The following is a 21,711-nucleotide window of genomic DNA, read 5'->3' as shown; positions in this document are numbered from 1 at the left end:
GCTCATATACAGCCTTATTGTTTCTTGACTTAGAACCACTAGGTCTTCAAAACAATGCCTTGTCTATAAGCTTATAAATTCTCGCTGAACCTGCACCTTGAAGTAGCTTGGGTATATAACATATTTAAGTTATTAGCACATAACAGAAAAAGCACCCGGTTTATTCGGGTGCTTCTTTAAAATAAGAGGGGTTTAACCGATAATTTTCGGCGAGTTAATCTTCGGCGAGTAAACGATCTGTTTTTGCGGCACAGATAAAATCATTCTTATGAAGCCCTTTCGCTGAATGGCTCCACCAGCGTACCCTGACCTTGCCCCATTCAAGGGTAATTTCAGGGTGATGAAACTCTTCTTCGGCCAAAGCCGCTACTTTGTCGGTAAATGCCCAGGCCAGCTTGAAGTTCTTGAAAGTATACTGGCGCTCCAATTGTTCAACACCACCGATATCAACTGCCTGCCAATCAGGCAAAGAAGCTAGCAATGCTATTTTTTCATTTTCAGTAACTTTCGGTGCCCCAGCATGGCACGCTTCGCATTTCTGTTGATGTAGTTCTGTCATCAGTACCCCTTAACCCACGTCCTTGATTTTTGTTTCGAACAGTGGCGGATGCAGCCCCTGTATCTGTGCTTGGCTTACCAACGCCATAATGTCTTGATGTGCCAAATCGTATAGCTGATTAATATCTTCAAGAATAAAGTAGAGCGGCTGCATGATATCAATCCGATACGGCGTCCGCATGATATCCACCGGATCAAATGGCTTATAGCGTGGCTTGCATTTTTCCTGCTCGGAACCGCTCTTTAGCGCTCCCGTCAAGGCATATTGCGTCTCGCCAGGAGAAGATAAAACCCCCCCGCCGTATATCCTCAAACCATCTGATTGCTGTAACAACCCAAACTCAACTGTAAACCAGTATAGCCTTGCTAAATAAACTCTTTGTGCAGAATTCGCTTTGGCTCCCAGTTTTCCGTAAGTATGAGTAAATGCTGCAAAAGCTGAGTTGGTCAACATCGCACAATGACCAAATATCTCGTGGAAGAAATCCGGCTCCTGAAGGTAATCAAACTCGTCCCTTCGGCGCAGGAAAGTGGCAACAGGAAACTGCTGGTTGGCTAACAATGCAAAAAAGCGGTCAAAATTGATAAGAGCAGGGACAGCAACGCATTCCCACCCGGTTGTAGATTTCAATACCGCATTAATGTCAGCCAGTTGCGGCGGATATTCCCGCGGTAAGTTTAATAAGTCCAGTCCATCGATATAGGCTTGGCAAGCCCGTCCCTCAATACAGGCAAGCTGGCGCTCAAGCAAATCGTGCCAAACCTGGCTTTCCTCACTGTCCCAATGGACAACCCCATTTTCATCTGGCTTATTTGATACGTATTTCGTTCCGCTACCCATAAGTGACCTTCATCTTTGTTTCTGCCTCACCCTGGCATCCGATTATTCCGCTGATTTCACGTTCGTTTCTTTTAGATTAGGCCGGGTCACTAAGGCTCCGAAAGCTCTTCTCAGCAATGAAACCAAACCAATATGTAACATTTATTTTACACCTACAAATTTCACTTGTAGCACATCCACAGCGCTAGCTTATAGTCATCAAGGCATTGGGAAATATCGATAAACAAATGATTTAATTTGCAGTTATTGTAAATCCTTACGAACAGCCCTTTCGGTTTGTTGTTAGGGTATTTTGTTGCCTTGCCCACCTGAGTGCGCCAGAGTTAAGTCATTGAGCTAACATTTTATTAACAGAGTCGTTCTGGAATGACTGTGATCACGAGGGACATGCAATGCGGCAATGGTTTCAATTTCCTATCACCGAAGGAGACGCTTCACGACAAGCACACTGTGACTTGCCTGAAGGTACATTCGAGCGCGAGTGTGGCCGGGAAGGTTTTTTTGGCCCCGCAAGCCACATGTACCATCGCCACCCTCCTACTGGGTGGATAGATTGGGACGGACCACTTCGCCCACGATCGATAGACACCAACAAGATGCCTTGTGAAGGGGTGTCGCCTTGGGATGCCTCACTGATTTTGTTCAACAACAACCTTAAGATGAGGGTTTGGCATTGCAACAGAGCGATGAAAGATCTTGCCCGCAATGGTGACGGCGATGAAGTGCTGTTCATCCACCAAGGAAGCGGTGACTTGTTCTGTGATTACGGCCATATGACGTTCCGTGATGGTGACTACATTGTCCTGCCAAGGGCAACCAGCTGGCGCATTGAGCCTAAAGAGCCTGTCTCAATGCTGCTCATCGAAGCGTCTAACAGTGCCTACCAGATGGCAGAGCGCGGTATTGTCGGCCAACATGCTGTCTATGACCCAGCGGTGTTGGAATATGCCCGAATAAATGATGCTTTCCTCAGCCAGCAACATGACCATCAACACTGGCGGGTACAGTTAAAAGCCCGAAACCAACTCAATACGATCACCTACCCCTACAACCCGCTCGATGCCCAGGGCTGGAAAGGCAACCTAACGGCATTCAAGCTCAACTGGCGTGACATCAGGCCCTTGATGAGCCACCGCTATCATCTTCCCCCATCGGCACATACAACCTTTGTCGCTGATGGCTTTGTGATCTGTACTTTTGTGCCACGACCGATAGAAAGTGACCCCAATGCGTTGAAAGTCCCCTTCTACCATAACAATGACGATTACGACGAAGTGCTGTTTTACCACCGGGGGAACTTCTTCAGCCGCGACAATATCGATGCCGGCATGATCACCCATCATCCATGTGGCTTCTCCCATGGTCCACACCCCAAAGCGTTAGCAACAAGTATGGCCTCTCCGAAAAAGGAAACGGATGAAGTCGCGGTGATGATAGATGCCCGCTGGCCACTCGAAGTTGCTCCTCTGCCCGAGGGTGCTGAAAACAAAAATTATGTCTTTTCATGGAAGGGGGAAACGGATGAGAAGTAGCACTGAGTAATCCCCTGGATAAACACATTAAGGAGACGAACGTGAAACTTGCATCACTTAACCATGGCCGAGACGGCCAGCTCATTGTGGTTTCCCGTGACCTAAAACAGGCTGTTCACGCCCATGATATTGCCCCGACCCTGCAATTTGCCCTGGATAACTGGCAGGAAGTCGAAGCTGATTTACAGCACTTATACCGCAACCTTAACGACGGTGTTGCCCAGCATGCCTTCCCCTTTAACCCAGTCCTTTGTAGTTCACCACTACCACGTGCCTACCAATGGGCTGACGGCAGCGCCTACGTCAACCATGTAGAACTGGTACGCAAGGCCCGAGGCGCTGAAATGCCAGAAAGCTTCTGGACCGACCCTTTGATATACCAAGGCATGTCAGACGGCTTCCTTGGCCCCACAGAAGATATCCGAATTGCCGATGAACAATGGGGGATTGACTTTGAGGGAGAAATCGCCGTCATTACCGATGATATCGATATGGGGATCCGCACCGAAGAAGTCCGTGGCCATATCAAGCTACTGATGCTGGTCAATGATGTCTCGCTTCGCAATTTGATCCCGAGCGAGCTGGCAAAAGGCTTTGGCTTTTTCCAATCCAAGCCCTCTTCATCGTTTTCGCCTGTCGCGGTCACACCCGATGAACTCGGTGACAGCTGGCATGATTTCAAACTCCACCATCGCCTATCTGTCCACCTTAATGGAACGTTATTCGGTCAACCCCACGCTGGCACAGACATGACATTCAATTTCGCTGAGCTTGTCCAGCATGTGGCGAAAAGCCGGGCTGTCTGCGCCGGCACCATCATAGGCTCAGGAACGGTCTCCAACAAAGATCGCAGCAGTGGCTCTTGTTGCTTGGCAGAAAAAAGGATGCTGGAAACCTTGGAATACGGCAATCCGGAAACGCCGTTCATGAAATTTGGCGATACGGTCAAAATTGAAATGTTCGACAGCAACGGAGATTCCATCTTCGGGGCTATCGAACAAACCGTGGTTAAGTACGAACATCAATACCACGATGAAGATTTAAACCACCATAACCCGCACCACCATCAATGATAATAACGCTAAGGGATCTGGGAACGTGAAACTGTATGATTACTATCGCTCATCGGCATCGTACCGGGTGCGAATTGCGCTAAACCTCAAGGGCTTGAGCTACGACCAAGTCACTATATCACTACTGGACAACGAGCAAAGCAGTGCCGCCTATTCGGCGCTCAACCCAAACAAACTGGTGCCAGGGCTTTCTCGGGAAAAGACAAGCAACAACGACGCAGAAAATACAGCAGTATTAGGCCAGTCCCTCGCAATTATCGAATACCTCGACGAGTGTTATCCCGAGCCCGCATTATTGCCCAGCGATCCTTGGCACAAGGCCCAATGTCGGGAAATAGCCCTTATCGTCGCCTGTGATATCCACCCGCTGAACAATCTTCGAGTCCTCAACTATTTGAATAGCGAACTCGGCGTTAACCAAAACGAGAAGATGGTTTGGTACCACCATTGGCTCAAACAAGGATTCCAGAGCCTAGAGACCTTATCGAGCCGCTACAGGTCACATTTCACCTGTTCCGATAGCCCATCCCTTGCTGATATTTGCCTAATCCCCCAGCTTTACAATGCCAAACGATTCGGCTTTGAGACCAGCCATTACCCCAGACTGCTCGAGGTTGAGCAAAGGTGCCTAGCGCTACCCGAATTCCAGCAAGCACACCCTGATAACCAGTAAGGAGACCGCTGTGAACGATAAAACACCTGAAAGCTCAGCCTCTTCAAATACAGGCTATCAACCCGCAGAGCAGCCCAAATTGTTGTGGATGCCAGAGAAAGACCGGATTCACGATAGCAAGCTCTACCAATTCATGGTCGAGCTCAGTGAGAAAAAGAACACCCTCTATCATGACTACAACCAGCTCCACCATTGGAGTGTCAACCACAGTGAAGAGTTTTGGAGCATGGTATGGGATTTCTGCCAGGTGGAAGGCGCGAAAAAACCGCCCGTCACATTTTGCCCGCCTGATAGCATCACTCCGGCTAAAGACACCCAATGGTTCCCGCACGCCAAGCTCAATTACGCCGAGAACCTATTGCGTAACTGGCGGACCCGCGCTGCGGCTGATGCCATTATCTTTCACTGCGAGGGTGACCCAGAGCAGAGACAACACCTGAGCTGGCAACAGCTTTACCGGCAAACCGCTCAGGTTGCCAGCTTTCTCCATAACCACGGCGTCAAGAAAGGCGATGTTGTTGCGGGCTATCTGCCGAATATCCCTCAGACCGTCGTTGCTATGCTTGCCACCGCGTCACTTGGCGCAATATGGACTTCAACCTCACCGGATTTCGGCGCGGAGAGTGTCATTGAGCGATTTGGTCAAACCAAACCGAAAGTGATGTTTTTCGCCCAAGGATACCAATACAACGGCAAACCTATTTCCTACCGTGATAAGGTCGTGGCGGTCAGTAACAGCATCCCCGAACTGGAGCACTTGGTCGAAATACCAGCCACTGCATCTATATCCCACGCTCTGTCTATATCCGGCCATTCAAACACAGCCACACTTTCTGATAAGATTCAGCATCACTACTGGAGTGATATCCTCGACAGTACAGTTCCCAGTGAGCTTGGCTTTACCCCTGTACCCTTCAATCATCCGCTCTATATCCTTTACTCATCGGGTACCACAGGCAAACCCAAGTGTATTGTCCATAGCGTGGGCGGCACCCTACTCAACCACCTTAAAGAGCATCAACTGCAAACGGACATCCGGGCCGGCGACAAAGTCTTCTACTTCACCACGTGCGGCTGGATGATGTGGAACTGGCTGGTATCTGGGCTGGCTTCAGGCGCGACGTTGATCCTCTATGACGGCTCTCCCTTCTATCCCGACGGTAATGTGTTGTGGCAACTCGCCGAGCAAGAGGAAGTCACCTTATTTGGTACCTCGGCTAAATACCTTGAGGCTTTGGAAAAGCAAGGCTATCGACCCAAAGATAATACTCAGCTGTCATCGCTCCGTACCCTGTGCTCAACAGGATCCGTGCTTGCACCCGAGCAATTTGATTTTGTCTATGAGGCGATTCACAGTGACATTCAGCTCGCCAGTATTTCCGGGGGCACTGATATCTGTGGCTGTTTTGCCATCGGTAACCCCCTTAGCCCTGTTTACCGTGGTGAGTGCCAAGGGCTTGCACTGGGTATGGATGTTCAGGTGTTCAATGAACAAGGCCAGTCGGTATACCAGCAGCATGGCGAGCTGGTCTGCCTCAATAGCTTTCCTAATCAGCCTATTGGCTTCTGGAACGATCCTGATGGCAGTAAATACCATAGCGCTTACTGGGCGACCTATTCCGATATTCGTCCCGGTATTTGGCACCATGGCGACTACGTCAGCCTCACCAGTACAGGTGGCATGGTGTTCTACGGCCGATCCGATGCCGTCCTTAACCCCGGTGGAGTTAGGATAGGAACCGCAGAAATATACCGCCAGGTTAACCGCTTAGAGGAAATAAAAGACTCATTGGTGATAGGCCAGAACAAAGATGCGGATGTGCGTGTCGTTTTGTTTGTTCAGCTCGTTGAGGGAGAACTGCTGACCGACGAGTTAAAAACCAACATCAAGCAAAAGATCCGAGAGCATTGCTCACCCCGCCATGTGCCCGAGCTGATCCTAGCTGTGAGGGATGTCCCCCGCACCAAATCCGGCAAGCTGGTTGAACTGGCTGTTCGCAATATCGTCCATGATCAACCGGTTAAAAATGTCGGGGCGCTGGCAAACCCTGAATCATTAGAGGAATTTAGAGATAGGGAAGAGCTAAAGACGTAGCATCAACAACTGTTACTTGTTGGCGTTAACTCCCCCAAGTGGCCTGAACCATTGCAGCCAGCGATGTATTCGACGTATTGGCGATGGTGTCACGACAATACTGGAGGTTGCTACGCGTATTGCATGGATGGTTGTCTAACCACTCATAAATCAGCTCGGGTGTCGTAATGTCGTCCAGTGCTACACCACTGTCGAGTTGATCTTCAACCTTACTGAACTCATCGCGTAGTTCCTGCGCCAACTCAAAGCATTCCTGAATCGAATTCATTCAAACCTGTCCTTTGTACCTACCTTTGTTGAGTGTAGGGTACTGCCCTGATAATTAGAAATGTTTGCCGACTCAGGGTAAGCCGCCATGAACACAATTATGAAGGCAAGCTTAAATCCGATTTAGCTCAAGACAGATTCATATTATCCCAACCATGGCGAAGTAAGACTAAAGCTCTCTTGGTCAAAATCTATTTCGCCTTGAACGCCGATAGGTGTTACCAGCATTGGATGGGTATGACAGCTATCAAAACCATTTAGAATCGGAACCGCTTGTCCGTTGAGTACTTCCGTTAACACGTCCAAAGGTTGGCGACCTGTCCCCTTATCATCAAACAGCTCATGCTTGCCGAGTATAATCGCTGAAACTTTGTCGAATACCCCACAAAGCTTTAAGTGACTAAATGAGCGCTCTACCGTCTCTATCCCCTTTAAGCAGTCTTCAATCAGTAAAATATCCCCTTGCTTGATCTCCGGCATATAAGGGCTTCCCCATATTCCCGCCATGGTACTTAAGTTTCCACCAACAACTCGGCCTTTTACGACCCCGCTACCAATAAACTGCCAATTATTGGCTTGGGTCGGTTTTGCTTCATTTTGACTTTCCCAGTCTATTTTTACGTCTGTCCATTGCTGGGGCATTGGATAGCGGTAAGGGAGGTTTTGCTGTTCAGAAGCTTTTTCACATTGCCTGTCACACAACAGCGTTTCAAAGGAAGCAAATGTCTCATCGACCAATGGATGGAATTCGCCAAACGATGCCACAAGTGCGGGACCGTAAAAAGTCACCAGGCCTGTTTGGGCGTAAATACCCAGCAGCAAGGCAGTGACGTCCGAATAGCCAATAATGATTTTCGGATCTTTCCTTAAGGCTTCGTAATCTATATAGGGCAACAAGGCATTACTGTTATTGCCGCCAATGGTGGACATAATACAGCGGACTTCTGGATCACGGATTAGCGCATTAAGCTCTTCCGCTCGTGCTTGGATACTACCCGAGCGGTAGTAGTCTGACTTCCCCGTTAACTGCCCAGCTTTCAGCTTAAAGCCTTTTTGCTGTAAAAATAACTTTGCCCTCTCGAATCGCTTCGGTGCAAAACACGTTGCGGGTGAGGACGGAGAGAAAAAGCCTATGGTGTCGCCACGTTTTAATGGTGAGGGAAATAGTGTCATCCTTGACTCACTCTTTAACTGCACTAAATTACCTTCACCATCTTACTCATATTACTTTCATATTTTCCCAAAACTTAACAGACACTTAGATCTTCATCACAAAGTTTGCTTCTATACAACGTCATCTAAAACACATTTCTGAAACAAAAAATTCATTAGAGAACGAAACATATCAAAATCAACAAAACAAATTCCAGCTATAAAAATGAGATCTAAATCTTACTTGAATAGACTCAAATCCTTATGTTACAGATAAAAAAGCAAAATCCAGTCACATTTGTTCACAAATCATATACAATCTTATTGAGCAACTCATTCGAACACTAATAATTGTGTTGGGTGAAACTAAAATTTGAGGAAGGATACTCGATATGAAATATAAAACCCCATTACTGCTTGCCATAAGCGCATTGGCAATGAATGCCAATGCCAGCGAGTGTGGGAAAGTCACCATTGCTGACATGAATTGGAGTTCTGCCAGCCTTATCGCCAACATTGACCGCTTTATCTTAGAGCACGGCTATGGATGTGACGCCGAGCTCATTCCGGGCGATACCATGCCAACCGGCACATCAATGATTGAAAAAGGCCAGCCAGATGTTGCTCCAGAACTGTGGAGCAACAGTCTAAAAGATGCCTTGGATAAAGGCTTAGAGGAAAAACGTCTTCGCTACGCGGGTAAAGCCCTTGTCGACGGTGGTGAAGAAGGCTTTTGGGTTCCTTCTTACTTAGTCGAGAAATACCCAGAGATGAAAACCATCGAGGGCATTGAAAAGCACGCCAAACTGTTCGAGCACCCGGAAGATCCAGATAAATCGGCTTTCTACAGCTGTCCGGCTGGTTGGAACTGTCAAATCAGTGCTGGTAACCTCTTCAAGGCCATGAAGCTTGATGAATCAGGTTTTGTCATTGTTGACCCAGGTTCAGCGGCCGGTTTATCCGGCTCGATTGCAAAAGCTTATGAGCGCCAAGAGCCATGGTTTGGCTACTACTGGGCCCCGACTGCCGTACTGGGTAAATACAATATGGTTAAAGTCGACTTCGGCAGTGGCATTGACGAAGAGGAGTTCGTCAAATGTACCACCAATGCCGAATGTGATTCACCCAAAACAACTATGTACCCACCATCACCAGTCCATACCGTTACCACTGAAAAGTTTGCTGCTAGTGCCCCAGAGGCTTATGAATACTTTACCAAACGTGGTTTCACCAATGCTGACATGAACCAGATTCTGGCATGGATGGAAGATAACCAGGCTGATGGTGAAGAGGCGATGTTCTACTTCCTCGAAGAGTATCCGCAAATTTGGCAACAATGGGTACCACAAGATGTCGCGAAAAAAGTGCAGAACGCATTGTAAAACACATCTAAATTTTGAGGTATAGGATTACCTTGCAGTACGCCAGAGCCCTTCGGGGCTCAGGTAAGAAAAGGAATTAAACATGTCTGAGTCTAATTGGCTTAGTGAATTTCCGGAGATGGATCGTTCTGATCTCCGTGCAATTCGCAAATCACTTGATGGCGCTTATCGCGACTTTTCTCGCGAATACGGCGACCTCATCGAATCTTTCTTCGATCCCCTACTTTCTTTCTTGGTCTGGTTTGAAAAGCTCCTCATTTCCACCCCTTGGGTTATTGTTCTTGCCGTCTGTACCGCGTTAATTTACACAGCTAGCCGCTCTTGGAAGCTTTCCCTAGGCTGTTTTGTTTCCCTCCTTCTCATCGGCTATTTCGGCATGTGGGAAGATACTATGCGTACCCTTAGCATCATCACGGTATGCACCCTACTCGCCATTGTGATGGGCATCCCTATCGGCATCGCCATGGCCCGCTCTAACCGGGTACAAGCAACAGTGACACCCTTACTGGATGTCATGCAGACCATGCCGGCATTTGTCTACCTCATTCCGGTCGTCATGTTGTTGGGCATAGGGAAAATCCCAGGGCTGATTGCCGTTGTGATCTATGCCATTCCGCCAGTTATCCGCCTGACTAACCTTGGCATCCGTCTTGTCGATAAGGAAGTGTTAGAAGCTGCAACCGCTTTCGGAGCTAACAAGAAACAGCGCTTACTGGGCGTCCAACTACCTTTGGCCATGCCAACGATCATGGCTGGTATCAACCAAACCATTATGATGGCGCTGTCTATGGTCGTCATTGCATCGATGATCGGTGTGAAAGGTTTGGGGCAACCTGTACTTAAGTCGATAACCAATCAATACTTTACACTAGGATTGTTAAACGGTTTGGCGATTGTAGCCCTTGCAATCCTGTTTGATCGTGCGTCACAAGCATATGCCAAACGTACCCAGGCCCATTTAGGAGATCTTACACATGACTGAGCCATTAATTGAAGTTAGCGGTCTGTACAAGATCTTCGGTCCCAAGCCGGCTTCGGTCATTGACCGAGTCAAAAACGGTGAAAGCAAAGATCAGGTACTCAATGACACCAGCCACACTGTCGGCCTCAAAGATATCAACCTGAAGATCAATAAAGGGGAGATCTTTGTCATAATGGGCCTATCAGGATCTGGTAAATCCACCCTGATCCGTCACTTCAACCGTCTTATCGACCCAACACTAGGGCAAATCCTGGTTGAAGGGATCGATGTCATGAAGCTATCGGCCGATGAACTGGTTGCTTTCCGCCGACATAAAATGTCGATGGTTTTTCAGCGCTTTGGCCTGCTGCCTCACCGTACTGTGGTCGACAATGTCGCATATGGATTAGAAATTCAGGGGTTGCCTAAGGCAGAACGCTTGGCAAAAGCCAATGAGTGGCTCGACACGGTTGGCCTTAAAGGTTACGGGAAGCAATATCCTGCACAGCTATCAGGTGGACAGCAGCAACGTGTCGGGCTAGCTCGGGCATTAAGTACGGATGCAGAAATTCTGTTGATGGATGAAGCATTTTCAGCACTTGATCCCCTGATCCGAAGTGAAATGCAAGATCAACTTATTGAGTTACAAGAGAAGCTCCATAAGACCATCATCTTTATCACTCACGATTTAGACGAAGCTTTACGGCTTGGCGATCGCATAGCCATTCTCAAAGACGGTGAACTGGTGCAGCAAGGCTCACCGGATCAAATCCTGCTACACCCTGCCGATGAGTATGTCGAAGCCTTCGTTAAAGACGTAAACCGCGCTCGGGCTCTGACTGTAGAAACGGTTATGCAGCCTCCGGCTTACCGGATAACAGCGAAAACTATTGAAGAAGCGTTAGCGGAAATGAAGCGTATCAAACAAGATTACGCCTATAACGTGACCGACGAAGGCTATCAGGGGGTTGTCACCAAAGAAAGCTTACTTGATGCCGCCAAGACGGATGCGAGCCAAAGCCTGGAAGAAGACATTTACGAGGAAGTCCCTGTTGTCTCTCCAGACTCTGTTATCGAAGAGGTGCTACCTGACACTATGTCTTGTGATTATTCACTACCTGTGGTGGATGAAGACGGCAATTTACAAGGTGAACTGGAACGCAGTGCAGTTGCAGAAATCTTTACTGACGTCAGCGAGGCTAAGCCATCCACAAAGGAAGATCTCAGCATCCACCCCGTGATGGATAAAGCTTCATAGCCAAAATTCGAATACCACGACCTATCGGCTTACAATACCAGCCGTCTCACAATATAAAAACCGCCCACACCTGAAAAGTGTGGACGGTTTTAATTTCTAAGCGCAATAGAAGAATTAAGCGCTCTCTTTCATTGCCGAAATCACCGACGGATCATTAAGCAAATTAAACAGCATGCTTTTAGCTGATGCACGCTGAGCATCCGAAAGCACCTTCTTCGGGTTCTCTCGAGCCATAGTCAGGATATTCTTAATGAACTTGCTGTTAGTACCTGAAAGCTCGTACACATAACGTAGGGTATCAAGCAGTTCGCCTTGTGGCAGGCTGTAAACCGCCATTTCACAGCTAAGGCCATCCATCGCTAGGAAATTGTTCACGACTTCCCTACGCTCTGCGTTAAACTTCTCTTTGGCAATATGGCCATCGATCAAAGCCTGCACTCTATCAGCAATTGCGACAGGTACTTCCATTGTTCTTGTTTCTTGAGTCATTTTGTTCTTCTCCTGCTCTAGCTGAAGATTAGTGTTTAAAGTAAGCCGATACAATTAGGAAGGCTAACCTCTTTGCTTAGGTAAGTAGTTATCGTTTATTCCTGAAACTGTAGACTACCCACCTTCGAATGAAAGGTTATAAATCTGAGATCCCCAGCAGCACTTGCTCGAGTTCATCCCACGGCATAAGTTGGCTATCGATAACTTCAAGGCGGCTCTCAAAACCTTCCAGCGTCACTTGGTTTACCGAGACGACACCATTGTTCACATTAAATGCGTGGCAGCCCTTATCAGTATTGATCACCCCTTTCACACGCTCAGCGGTCAAATTGCAGAACATCGAAAAAAGCTGGTCAAAATCAAAAGTCACTTCGGCACCGAAAATCCAGCCACAGCTGTAATAGCCCTGCCCTTTGTTTTCCTTGCGGATAAACGTCTCATTCGGCGGCAGCTGAAATTGTGGCTCCATCTCTGCGTGTTCATGGTGATGGGCTTCGATTTCTGTCGCTTCGTTTTGCTGCGCTCGCTCGGTATCGAGCAGCTCTAGTGGAAACTCACCCTGGTTAACTAACATGCTGGCGAGTTTTTTCGGCTGCTGCGTCGCTACCCAGTGTTCAAAAATCCCTACATCGACCTCATCGCATTCATCAAGCTTGTTACCGATGACGATATCTGCCACATCGAGCTGATCGTTGAAGTTCTGGTTTTCCGTGTACTTTTTGTCAGAGAGGTTACGGGGGTCAACCAAAGCCAAGGTGGCTTTCAAATCTATGTAGTCTTTGAATTGGTTCGAGGTCAAGACCGAGATAATTTTATGAGGATGGCCAAGCCCAGTCGGCTCGATAAGCAGCCGGTCAGGGTTCTGGCGCAACAAGGCGGTGATCCCAACAGACGTCGGCACACCGGCAGTGCAGCACATACAGCCACCCGGGACTTCTTTGATCATCGCACCGGAGTCGGTAAGAATGGCACCATCAATACCGATTTCGCCAAACTCGTTGACCAATACAGCCCATTTTTCATTGGCAGGCTTATTCTTCAACAGGTTGAGGATCGTCGTGGTTTTTCCTACACCAAGAAAACCGGTGATGACATTCGTTGGTATTCGCATAATGAGTGATTTTTCCGTAAATGTTGACGGGAAATTTACATGAAATACGCCCTCGCCTCAAATCATTGTGGCGGTATTGTGGCTCTGAGGCTTTTGATTTATTTTAGTTTATTACCCAGAATTAGACTATTGGGTAAAAAGTTACCCTTTTTGAGCACTTGCCTCCCATATAAACGGTAAATCCAAGCCAATAATGGCAATTCTGCTCACAATTTGTTTACATAACGTTTTCCGTGAGATTGCTAACACGCAAGGAGCATCTATGCTAAACCCTGCAACAGCGCAAGCAGTGATCGACCATGCCCTCTTCCTTGGCGCCGATTTTGCCGAACTGTTCGTTGAACACCATCAATCCAGCTCAGTCGAGCTACTGTCCGGTGATATCGACAAAATAAACTCCGGTATCGATTTCGGTATTGGTGTTCGCCTTTTCTTTGGCCACAAAGTGCTTTACGGCTACACCAACAGCACTGATGAGGAAGAGCTAAAACGCGTCATCAGCTTGCTTGCCGCCAAAGACAAGCGCGACCAAATCGCCAATGCAGGCGCATTAAACCTTAGCCGCTACCAGAGCAAACATGCTTGTCAGCAGCCTTTGAGCCAAAACCCTAACCTTGAGGCTAAAATTGCCTTCCTGCGCCAGTGCGACGCCGCTGCGCGAGACGAAGACGAGAAAATCAACCAGTTCATTGGCCGTATCTTGCAGCGTGAACAACAAGTCGAAATTTTCAACTCAACCGGCCTGCATATTGGCGACACCCGCCACTATACCCGTGTCGCGGCAACGGCTATCGCGCAAAACGGCAGCGATCAGTCAACTGGCTTTGAAGCACCAGGTGCTTTGACCGGCTGGGAGTTCAATAACCAGCTAGAAGCCAAAGAGCTTGGCCACACTGTTGCCAAGCAAGCGATGGTGAAGCTGTTTGCTGAAAACTGCCCGTCGGGTGAAATGCCGGTCATTATCGGCAATGGTTTCGGTGGTGTTATCTTCCATGAAGCGTGTGGCCACTTGCTTGAAACCACATCTGTCGCGAAAAAAGCCTCGGTATTCCACGACAAGATGGGTGAAATGATTGCCAACCCTGTGGTCAGCGCTGTCGATGACGGCACCATGGCCAACGAGTGGGGTTCAATCAATATTGATGACGAGGGTATGGAAACCCAACGTACCCAGCTCATTAAAGACGGTAAGCTGACCAGCTTTATGGTTGATCATATGGGCTCGCTGAAAACCGGCTTTGCGCCAACTGGATCCGGCCGCCGTGAGTCCTATAAGTTTGCCCCGACCTCAAGGATGCGAAATACCTTTATCGAGCCAGGCGATAGCTCACTGGAGGAGATGATTTCCAGTGTCGAGAAAGGCATCTATGCCAAGAAGATGGGCGGTGGTTCTGTACAACCTGGTACCGGTGAATTCAATTTTGCCGTGCAGGAAGCCTACCTGGTTGAAGATGGTCAAATCACCAAGCCATTGAAATCAGCCACGCTGATCAGCACCGGTCCAAAAGTTCTCAAAGAGATTTCCATGATCGGGCGTGATTTCGCCTTGGCCGCAGGAATGTGTGGCTCTGTAAGCGGCTCGGTACCGACCACGGTTGGTCAGCCAGCACTTAAAGTGGACAACATTCTTGTAGGGGGTAACTAATGGCCGATCACCAACAACTTCAACACGCGATTGATCAAGTGCTAGAGCGTGCCAAGGCAGCAGGTGCCGAAGCGGATGTTATTGCGAGCAGCAGCAATAACTTCTCACTTAAAGCCAACGCCGGAGAACTTGATGAATACAAGGTAACATCGGGCCAAGTGATCGGCGTACGTATTGTCAAAGACGAGCATATCGCTACGAGTTATTCAGAGTCATTAGAGCCTGCCAGCCTGGATATGATGGTTGAGCATGCCCTTGCCAATGCGACATACACCAAGAAAGATCCTCACCAGACCATCGCTTGTGCAAACAGCCAACTCACAACCGAATACCCAGAAATCTACCAGTCCGATACTGCGACGGTGGATGACAAGATCTCCCTTGCCCTAGCACTAGAGAAAGGTGTGGTCGAGAAGCCAAACGCCACCTCAGCACCTTATAATGGGTTCGGCGAATCTGACAGCCAAGTTATTCTTGCCAATACCTTAGGTACCCGCTGTTACCACAAAGAGCGTTCAACCTACTGCTATGCCTATACCTTGTTCGAAAAAGACGGCAAGCAGTCCATGCACGGCGGAATGTCTACCGGTCGTCGTTTCGATGAACTCGACCCAGAATATTGCATCAATCACGGCTACGACATGGCAAAAGCCCTGCTGGATGGTGAGCCTGTCAATACCGGGAATTACAGCGTTGTCTTTGACCTGAACTGCCTGAGCAGCCTGTTTGGCGCATTTGGTATGTGTTTTTCTGGCCAGTCCGCAATGAAGGGTATTAACCCATGGCGTGATTCACTGCATGCTACTGTTGCCAGTCCTTTGCTGACCATTTCAGATACCGCCTACATCGAAGGTGGCTCTGCCATCAAAGCCTTTGACAGTGAAGGCTTCGCGACTTGCGATACAATTCTGATTGGTGAGGGACAACTGCAGAGCTTGCTGCACAACAGCCATACCGCCAGCTTCTTTGGTATTGAGAATACTGCAAACGGTTCTCGCTCGGCGAAAGGCGGTCTAGGCGTGTCTGCTCGCCATACCGTTATCGCAACAGGACAAAGCAGTGAAACTGAACTTACTGGTGGCGAATACCTAGAGCTAATCGAGCTTCAAGGGGTTCACTCTGGTGCCGATGCTGTCAGCGGTGACTTCTCATTTGGTGCAAGTGGCTTCCTATGCAGGGACGGCAAGCGTATTCAGCCCGTTCGTGGTATTACGGTTGCTGGTAACTTCTATCAAATGATCAAAGAAATTGATGCCGTAGGCGATACACTCAACCACGACCACGGCAAAAACTTCTTTGCCCCTCTTATTCGCTTTAGCAAACTGAGCATTGCAGGCAAATAAGTGGCGAGTTAGTCACCTCATTTAATGGTTTGGCTACCAGTAGATATATCCTGCTGGTAGCCTTAATGACTACTTTGCAATTAAATACCCCACTCTTCATTTTTATCGACTTCTCCTTTTTTTCTGGTTTTCCATCAAAATAAAACACCAGGCCATTTACGTGATTCAAATCACGTTTTTGCTCGCCTTTACTTTCCTCTGACTTTAGCCAACAAAAAACAAGCAGTTGCTGATTTTCCCCTAACAATTGCTTTCATTATTTCTGTTTTAATACACGCATACTGAAAAGCATAAATAAAACTGTTTAAAACATAAAAACAACGTACAAAAAGGTATTCACATTTATCAAGAAAGCTAAAAGATGAAGTTTCTGGCACATTTTTTATCTATTTTATTGTTAAATAGAATAACTTTATGTAATGCTAATTCAGTGTTTGTAGCAGTAGTAAATATCAACCAATTGTGGAGAATAATTATGAAACGTTCTATGACTCTAGCTGTCGGCCTTATTCTTAGTGCAACTCTTATGGGCTGTTCAAGCAGCGAAGAAGCAGATCAGCTAAGCCAGCTAACAAATAAAGTTGATGCGCTATCTGATCAAGTTGCAGGTCTTCAGAGCCAGCAAGATCAAATGGCTGGTGCGGTTAACGATACTCGCGCTGCATCTGATGCTGCATACCAAGAAGCCATGCGTGCAAACCAGCGTATCGATAACATCGCTGACTCTTACACCAAATAATGAAAAAGAGTGGCGCCGTCATTACTGCGCCACTCTTTTAACCTATTGCTTTATCCGGGTCGACCAAGCCATACGTATTGATGCTTGCCTCACCCAGCTCAGGTTCTAGGTAATTCCGTACTACATCGATTGATTCCGCTTCCCACATGCATTGGCAAAGTGTATGCCGCTCGACAACCATAGTGGTATGTAAGCGCATTCCAGAAGGTGGATGAGTCAGCACACCACTTGCCTTTTGCCAAAACAGTTCGGGATCGGTGATCTCATGCTGGATAACAATATACATTCCCTATTCCTTGTTTTAACAATGACCATAACCCCATTATAGGCGGCATACTAACCAACAATGTATCAGCAATGAAGAGAATCAATCAGTTGTAACACCAAGCTCTGGTTCCATTGAGACAATCTTTTCAAGTAATGATGGGCTCAAGCTAGCACGTTTTTGCGTTTTAAAATTAATCATCACCACCTTTGCGGTCCCTGTGGTCGTCACGGCTCCCTGCTGCTGACTGACAATCTTGTAATCCATCACAAAGCTATCATCAGCAAGCTCAGATACCCTGCTACCCACCAATAATTTATCGGGGTATGTCACAGGCCTGCGGTATCGGCTTGAAGTTTCGCTTAGTACTGGCCCTGTGCCAGTCACCTGCATTTCTTCCATCAGGCCAATGTCAGCAAAATAATCTAGCCTTGCCGTCTCAAAGTAGCGGAAATACACCACATTATTGACATGGTTTAGAGCATCCATTTCGCCCCAAGCTACTGGAATTTCGGTAATGACGGGGTAACCTTCAAGTAAATCGTACATGTGCAGTTCCTTGCATCAACTTATGTGGGACTCTATTAAACGCTTAATTCAAACTTGCGTTTGATTTCTAACCTACACGGCAAGTAACAAGTTTGCAACAACGGCTGTTGTTTCTTGTTTCCTCGAACCATCCACGCATTCCTCAAAAGAATGGTGGACATCTTTTCTACAGTTATGAAAGCAGCGTGTAAAAATTCGGCGTAAAAACGGTAAAGGCCTTAATTTATAAGGGATAGCGGGCGCTTTTACGTTATCCTAGGCCACCTTTTTTCTACCTGACGAGAAATGATGCTTTTCGGCAGGTTACTTTCGGCGCCAGCGCCAGTTATAACGATCAACAAGTATGCTTTACGATAACAATATTCCAGCCCGTTACCCCAAAGGGGCTTTTGCAATGGGGACGGTATACAGCTTTACCGGTGCTTCCATTCTTGCGTCTATCATTTTTTCACTACTGCTCTTCCTCTCTATTGATGAAGATCCTGTCATGCAGGTCTTGTTTGGCGGCCTAGCTGTCATCTTCGAGTTGGGTAAGTTCTTTGCGTGGTATGAATTTGGCGAACGCCGTGCGAGGCGAAACTACGCAGGGGCCGCTTCGGCCTTTGCTTTTTATACTGTCCTTGCCGCAATTTCGATTGGCGGCTCGGTTGGGGGAATCAACAGTGCCACCAACCAAGCTCAAAGCCATGTCAATGTGCAGCAGAGCAGAGTCAACAACTACGACATGCAAATTGCCGCGATTGAAAGGCAAATTGAACTGAACAACTCAGCTGCTGAGAAATACATTGAGATGGAACGTATCGCGACCGGTGTGGCACGTATCCAGCGAGAAAACGATGAGCTGCGTGAGCAGCAGCTAAAACTTGCCGCTGAGCGGGACAACTTGCCGGTTGTAAATCAAGGCTCAGTTATTGGCCTGATTGACAGCTTAGCGAAATCGCTAAAAGTGGAAACAGAAACTGCCCAGCTAAGCTTGGTAATATTTCTGTCGGTTCTTCTGGACTTCTTCGCCGCTTTCTTTGTTGGCCTGATTGGTGAAGAGCTTCGTTTCAGGAACCAGTTCCGCCGTGTCGGGCCAATTACCATCGACACCTATGCCGAGAACGAGATTAAGCAGCCTGAATTGCTGACTAATCAGCAGCCGGAACCTGCAGAAGACAAAGCGGGAACCGATGAGAAAGAGCCTGTAGCGCCTGCCGAACCAGAAAAGCCAAAGTCACTGTACGAACAGGCTATCGAGGCACTGAGCACCAACCAGGTCAACTGTACCAAGCGTGCCGTCACCAAATACCTCAAGACCAGCAGTGACGAGGTTGACGACATCTTCAGTCGCTTTATGGAAGAAGGTATTGTCAGCAAGAAGCCTAACAACCATTACCAATGGCACGGCGTTTCTGAGGCCGCCGAGGCATAAATTGTTCACTTGCTAAGACGCAAATAAAAGCCCGACTTTATGTTAATAAAGTCGGGCTTTTCTATGCTTGGGCTAGTAGGCAAATACTATTCCTACAAACCTTTTTTGTATTGGGCCATCGTCGTTGGGGCAAGCTTGGCATGAAGTGCGGCCGATGCGACATCACCTTTGAGCTGCTCCCGAAAGGCTTCAAGCAATTCAGGTTTTTCCAACGCCGTCTGGGTGTGGGTCTTAATATCACGCAGATCCACCATATAGCCATCAAATAGACCAGAATGATCCGCCAGCACATCCAAGTTAAGGTAATTCTCTTGGCTGTACAAAGCGTTATGGGCACCGCGCTGTTTATCTACCACATAAGAAGCATGTTTAAGGCTTAGGATAGACGCTGACTTATCACATTTACGCAAGCACTTGTCATCGAACCGCTTCTTCTTGCAGCCAACTGTTTGGTGGAACAAACACTGTCGGCTAGTTAATAAGGTGATTGGATGGTAAATACTGTAGTACAGCTCAAAGTTGTCTGGCTTGGCCAGTGGCTTGATCTGCTTCTTGTTGATCTCGTTAGAGACAAACGCTCCCACGCAGTTAAACTCCTCTTTCAAGCAAGCCAAACTGTATGAGTTGATAATATTCATCTGTGGGCCTGCGACCCAATCAATGCCCAGCTGGTAGGCGGCGTAACCCACCCCGCTGTTATTGGTCACAATACGGCTTGGCTTTACTTGCTCAAGGAAAGTAACAGCCGCCTCATAGTTCTCACCGATTAAGATAGCCGGGAACCAAGGTAGCAATTGCGTGTTGTCCTTGAATAAAGTGACCAACTTTGGCAATTCACTCGCCAATGCTTCAGGCAACTGGAAGTAAACCGTTGTATTTGGCTCAGACAATAGAGGTAAATCACTTTGCGATGAAATCAGCGTGGAAAGGCGTGTTGCCTGGCCAGCCTCTATATTATCGGCCTGCTGAGGTTTTCCAAGCTCAACAGGTGCAACAAGCGGTTTGTTTCCATTGAGGGCAACAGCCACCTGCTCTTTAATTGCAGTTTGCTCTTTGTAAGGAATGTATAGGCCGCTTTCTAGCGCACTCAGGTCAATGTCATTGATCTGGTAATCTGCATTGGCAAAGCTGTTGACCCACTTGGTTACCCCTTCTTCATCGAGGGTATATTTGCCTGAAGCCACCAAGTTTGATTCTGACAGAAGTTCAACCAAACCTTGAACTGTGAGAAGTTCGACCTTCAGTGGCTGGCCTTCAACCGCAATGACTTTGACATCAAGCGGTAACTTCTCAACACACAAATCTTTGGTGACCCGCTCAACTTCCTGGATGATGTCTGTTTTTGTGTCATAGAGCTTTTTCTTCACCGCTTTGACATCATCCATGCTGGTGCAGCTGTAGATATTCGAGAAGTGAGTCGCGGCATGATCCCTTGGGTTATCAATAAACATGTTTTTATTGATTTCGCCGGTCAGGAAGGCATTGGAGAAATCACGGTTAAATACCGTGTAAAGTCGGCTGGTATCCGTCAGCATCTCTCCCTTGCTGCAGTAGCTGTCGATTTGTTTGCGCCAGGAATCCACTACCGTATAAACATAGTGGGACTTCTTGATTCGCCCTTCGACTTTCAAGGAATAAACCCCAGCATCAGCCAGAGCCACCATATCAGAATAGGCAGAGTTATCCTTCAGGTTCAGAGGGTAATCTTTGCCTGCGTCGGTCGTTTGGTACTGTTCACGGCAAGGCTGGCTACAACGGCCTCGGTTACCAGAACTACCATTTCTCACCGAGCTGATATAACACAGGCCAGAAAAGCCTATGCAGTAAGAGCCATGGACAAAGACTTCCATCAATACGTCATGCTGATGGCCAAACTGTGCCAGGTGTTTGATCTCTTTGATATTCAGTTCACGTGACAAGTTCACTCGTGAAGCCGTCAACTGCTTGAGGAAAAGGATTTGGCCTTCATTATGGGTGTTTAGCTGTGTCGAAGCATGCACATCCAAAGTAGGGAAATACGTCTTCAAAATAGAAAACAAACCGATGTCCTGAACAATCACCCCATCGATATCGGTATTGACCAGTTTATTCAGCAGGCGGATCAAAGCCGGTACTTCGCTTTCGAGGATGATGACATTGAGTGTCAGGAAGATCTTGCATTGGTGCTGATGGGCAAGCCGAACCACGCCGCTGAGATTTTCGAAAGTAAGGTTGGTTGCCCGGTTACGCGCATTAAAGTTATCCAGCCCGCAGTACACCGCGTCAGCACCTGCAACAATAGCGGCTTTTATTGATTCTAAATCGCCGCCCGGTGCTAACAGCTCAAATTGGTCACTCATTTCGACATTACCCTTTTGCCAATAC

20 protein-coding genes are annotated in these 21,711 nt (G+C 47.7%); 11 read left to right on the top strand and 9 right to left on the bottom strand.

Annotated elements, in window-relative coordinates; all coding sequences use genetic code 11:
• Nucleotides 1–214 precede the first annotated feature (214 nt).
• The gene (locus tag ACXAGQ_RS16305) at nucleotides 215–559 is read right to left on the bottom strand and encodes a 4a-hydroxytetrahydrobiopterin dehydratase (RefSeq protein ID WP_475255241.1); all 345 of its coding nucleotides are present in this window, start codon (nucleotides 557–559) and stop codon (nucleotides 215–217) included.
• A 9-nt stretch (nucleotides 560–568) separates the two neighbouring features.
• Nucleotides 569–1,399: a phenylalanine 4-monooxygenase gene (phhA, locus tag ACXAGQ_RS16300; protein WP_475255240.1), complete on the bottom strand. Its 831-nt coding sequence runs from the start codon at nucleotides 1,397–1,399 to the stop codon at nucleotides 569–571.
• 392 nt (nucleotides 1,400–1,791) lie between these two features.
• Here phhA and ACXAGQ_RS16295 point away from each other — a divergent pair, with 392 nt between their 5' ends.
• The 4 genes from ACXAGQ_RS16295 (at nucleotide 1,792) to ACXAGQ_RS16280 (ending at nucleotide 6,772) form a co-directional block, all read left to right on the top strand.
• A complete protein-coding gene (locus tag ACXAGQ_RS16295) occupies nucleotides 1,792–2,931 on the top strand; it encodes a homogentisate 1,2-dioxygenase (protein WP_475255238.1) in 1,140 nt (379 codons plus the stop codon).
• 41 nt (nucleotides 2,932–2,972) lie between these two features.
• Nucleotides 2,973–4,004 (top strand): fumarylacetoacetate hydrolase family protein, encoded by a 1,032-nt coding sequence (locus ACXAGQ_RS16290; protein WP_475255237.1) that lies wholly within the window; start codon nucleotides 2,973–2,975, stop codon nucleotides 4,002–4,004.
• 25 nt (nucleotides 4,005–4,029) lie between these two features.
• Nucleotides 4,030–4,677 carry a maleylacetoacetate isomerase gene (maiA, locus tag ACXAGQ_RS16285; protein WP_475255235.1) on the top strand — a complete coding sequence of 216 codons (648 nt, stop codon included), beginning with the start codon at nucleotides 4,030–4,032 and terminating at the stop codon, nucleotides 4,675–4,677.
• An 88-nt stretch (nucleotides 4,678–4,765) separates the two neighbouring features.
• Nucleotides 4,766–6,772 (top strand): acetoacetate--CoA ligase, encoded by a 2,007-nt coding sequence (locus tag ACXAGQ_RS16280; RefSeq protein WP_475256604.1) that lies wholly within the window; start codon nucleotides 4,766–4,768, stop codon nucleotides 6,770–6,772.
• 25 nt (nucleotides 6,773–6,797) lie between these two features.
• Here ACXAGQ_RS16280 and ACXAGQ_RS16275 read toward each other — a convergent pair whose 3' ends face one another.
• On the bottom strand, nucleotides 6,798–7,040 hold the full coding sequence (locus tag ACXAGQ_RS16275; RefSeq protein ID WP_475243428.1) for a hypothetical protein: 243 nt from the start codon (nucleotides 7,038–7,040) through the stop codon (nucleotides 6,798–6,800).
• A gap of 143 nt (nucleotides 7,041–7,183) precedes the next feature.
• A complete protein-coding gene (locus tag ACXAGQ_RS16270; protein WP_475255234.1) occupies nucleotides 7,184–8,212 on the bottom strand; it encodes a S66 family peptidase in 1,029 nt (342 codons plus the stop codon).
• A 371-nt stretch (nucleotides 8,213–8,583) separates the two neighbouring features.
• Between ACXAGQ_RS16270 and ACXAGQ_RS16265 the strand changes: the two genes are divergently transcribed.
• The 3 genes from ACXAGQ_RS16265 (at nucleotide 8,584) to ACXAGQ_RS16255 (ending at nucleotide 11,792) form a co-directional block, all read left to right on the top strand.
• Entirely contained in the window at nucleotides 8,584–9,573 is a 990-nt protein-coding gene (locus ACXAGQ_RS16265) for an ABC transporter substrate-binding protein (protein ID WP_475255232.1), read from the top strand.
• Nucleotides 9,574–9,655: 82 nt separating this feature from the next.
• Nucleotides 9,656–10,555, top strand: coding sequence for an ABC transporter permease (locus ACXAGQ_RS16260; RefSeq protein WP_475255230.1), 900 nt, complete (start codon nucleotides 9,656–9,658; stop codon nucleotides 10,553–10,555).
• Entirely contained in the window at nucleotides 10,548–11,792 is a 1,245-nt protein-coding gene (locus ACXAGQ_RS16255; protein WP_475255229.1) for a quaternary amine ABC transporter ATP-binding protein, read from the top strand. Before ACXAGQ_RS16260 ends, ACXAGQ_RS16255 begins: the two co-directional genes overlap by 8 nt.
• A 114-nt stretch (nucleotides 11,793–11,906) precedes the next feature.
• On the opposite strand, the gene ACXAGQ_RS16250 is transcribed toward ACXAGQ_RS16255, so the two are convergent.
• Both ACXAGQ_RS16250 and ACXAGQ_RS16245 read right to left on the bottom strand, forming a co-directional pair.
• Nucleotides 11,907–12,281, bottom strand: a complete 375-nt coding sequence (locus tag ACXAGQ_RS16250) for a hypothetical protein (protein ID WP_475243434.1) — start codon at nucleotides 12,279–12,281, stop codon at nucleotides 11,907–11,909.
• 136 nt (nucleotides 12,282–12,417) lie between these two features.
• The gene (locus ACXAGQ_RS16245) at nucleotides 12,418–13,392 is read right to left on the bottom strand and encodes a CobW family GTP-binding protein (RefSeq protein ID WP_475255227.1); all 975 of its coding nucleotides are present in this window, start codon (nucleotides 13,390–13,392) and stop codon (nucleotides 12,418–12,420) included.
• Nucleotides 13,393–13,654: 262 nt separating this feature from the next.
• On the opposite strand from ACXAGQ_RS16245, the gene ACXAGQ_RS16240 reads away from it, so the two are divergent.
• From ACXAGQ_RS16240 to ACXAGQ_RS16230, 3 genes are all read left to right on the top strand, one after another.
• A complete protein-coding gene (locus ACXAGQ_RS16240; protein ID WP_475255226.1) occupies nucleotides 13,655–15,037 on the top strand; it encodes a TldD/PmbA family protein in 1,383 nt (460 codons plus the stop codon).
• Entirely contained in the window at nucleotides 15,037–16,380 is a 1,344-nt protein-coding gene (locus ACXAGQ_RS16235; RefSeq protein ID WP_475255225.1) for a TldD/PmbA family protein, read from the top strand. Before ACXAGQ_RS16240 ends, ACXAGQ_RS16235 begins: the two co-directional genes overlap by 1 nt.
• Nucleotides 16,381–16,855: 475 nt before the next feature.
• Nucleotides 16,856–17,119, top strand: coding sequence for an Lpp/OprI family alanine-zipper lipoprotein (locus ACXAGQ_RS16230; protein WP_475255224.1), 264 nt, complete (start codon nucleotides 16,856–16,858; stop codon nucleotides 17,117–17,119).
• Nucleotides 17,120–17,156: 37 nt separating this feature from the next.
• Here the strand turns inward: ACXAGQ_RS16230 and ACXAGQ_RS16225 are convergent, their stop codons facing one another.
• Both ACXAGQ_RS16225 and ACXAGQ_RS16220 read right to left on the bottom strand, forming a co-directional pair.
• Nucleotides 17,157–17,405 carry a hypothetical protein gene (locus tag ACXAGQ_RS16225; RefSeq protein ID WP_475255222.1) on the bottom strand — a complete coding sequence of 83 codons (249 nt, stop codon included), beginning with the start codon at nucleotides 17,403–17,405 and terminating at the stop codon, nucleotides 17,157–17,159.
• Between the two features lie 81 nt (nucleotides 17,406–17,486).
• On the bottom strand, nucleotides 17,487–17,933 hold the full coding sequence (locus ACXAGQ_RS16220) for an acyl-CoA thioesterase (RefSeq protein WP_475255220.1): 447 nt from the start codon (nucleotides 17,931–17,933) through the stop codon (nucleotides 17,487–17,489).
• Between the two features lie 343 nt (nucleotides 17,934–18,276).
• Here ACXAGQ_RS16220 and ACXAGQ_RS16215 point away from each other — a divergent pair, with 343 nt between their 5' ends.
• Complete coding sequence (locus tag ACXAGQ_RS16215; RefSeq protein WP_475255219.1) at nucleotides 18,277–19,347, top strand: Preprotein translocase subunit SecY; 1,071 nt, start codon at nucleotides 18,277–18,279, stop codon at nucleotides 19,345–19,347.
• Nucleotides 19,348–19,439: 92 nt separating this feature from the next.
• Here ACXAGQ_RS16215 and ACXAGQ_RS16210 read toward each other — a convergent pair whose 3' ends face one another.
• Complete coding sequence (locus tag ACXAGQ_RS16210) at nucleotides 19,440–21,686, bottom strand: peptidase U32 family protein (protein ID WP_475255217.1); 2,247 nt, start codon at nucleotides 21,684–21,686, stop codon at nucleotides 19,440–19,442.
• Between the last annotated feature and the right edge of the window lie 25 nt (nucleotides 21,687–21,711).

This window comes from Photobacterium sp. ABD4_091, assembly GCF_056160145.1.
Note: the sequence above shows the minus strand (reverse complement) of the source record. Positions and strands in the feature narration are given on the sequence as shown.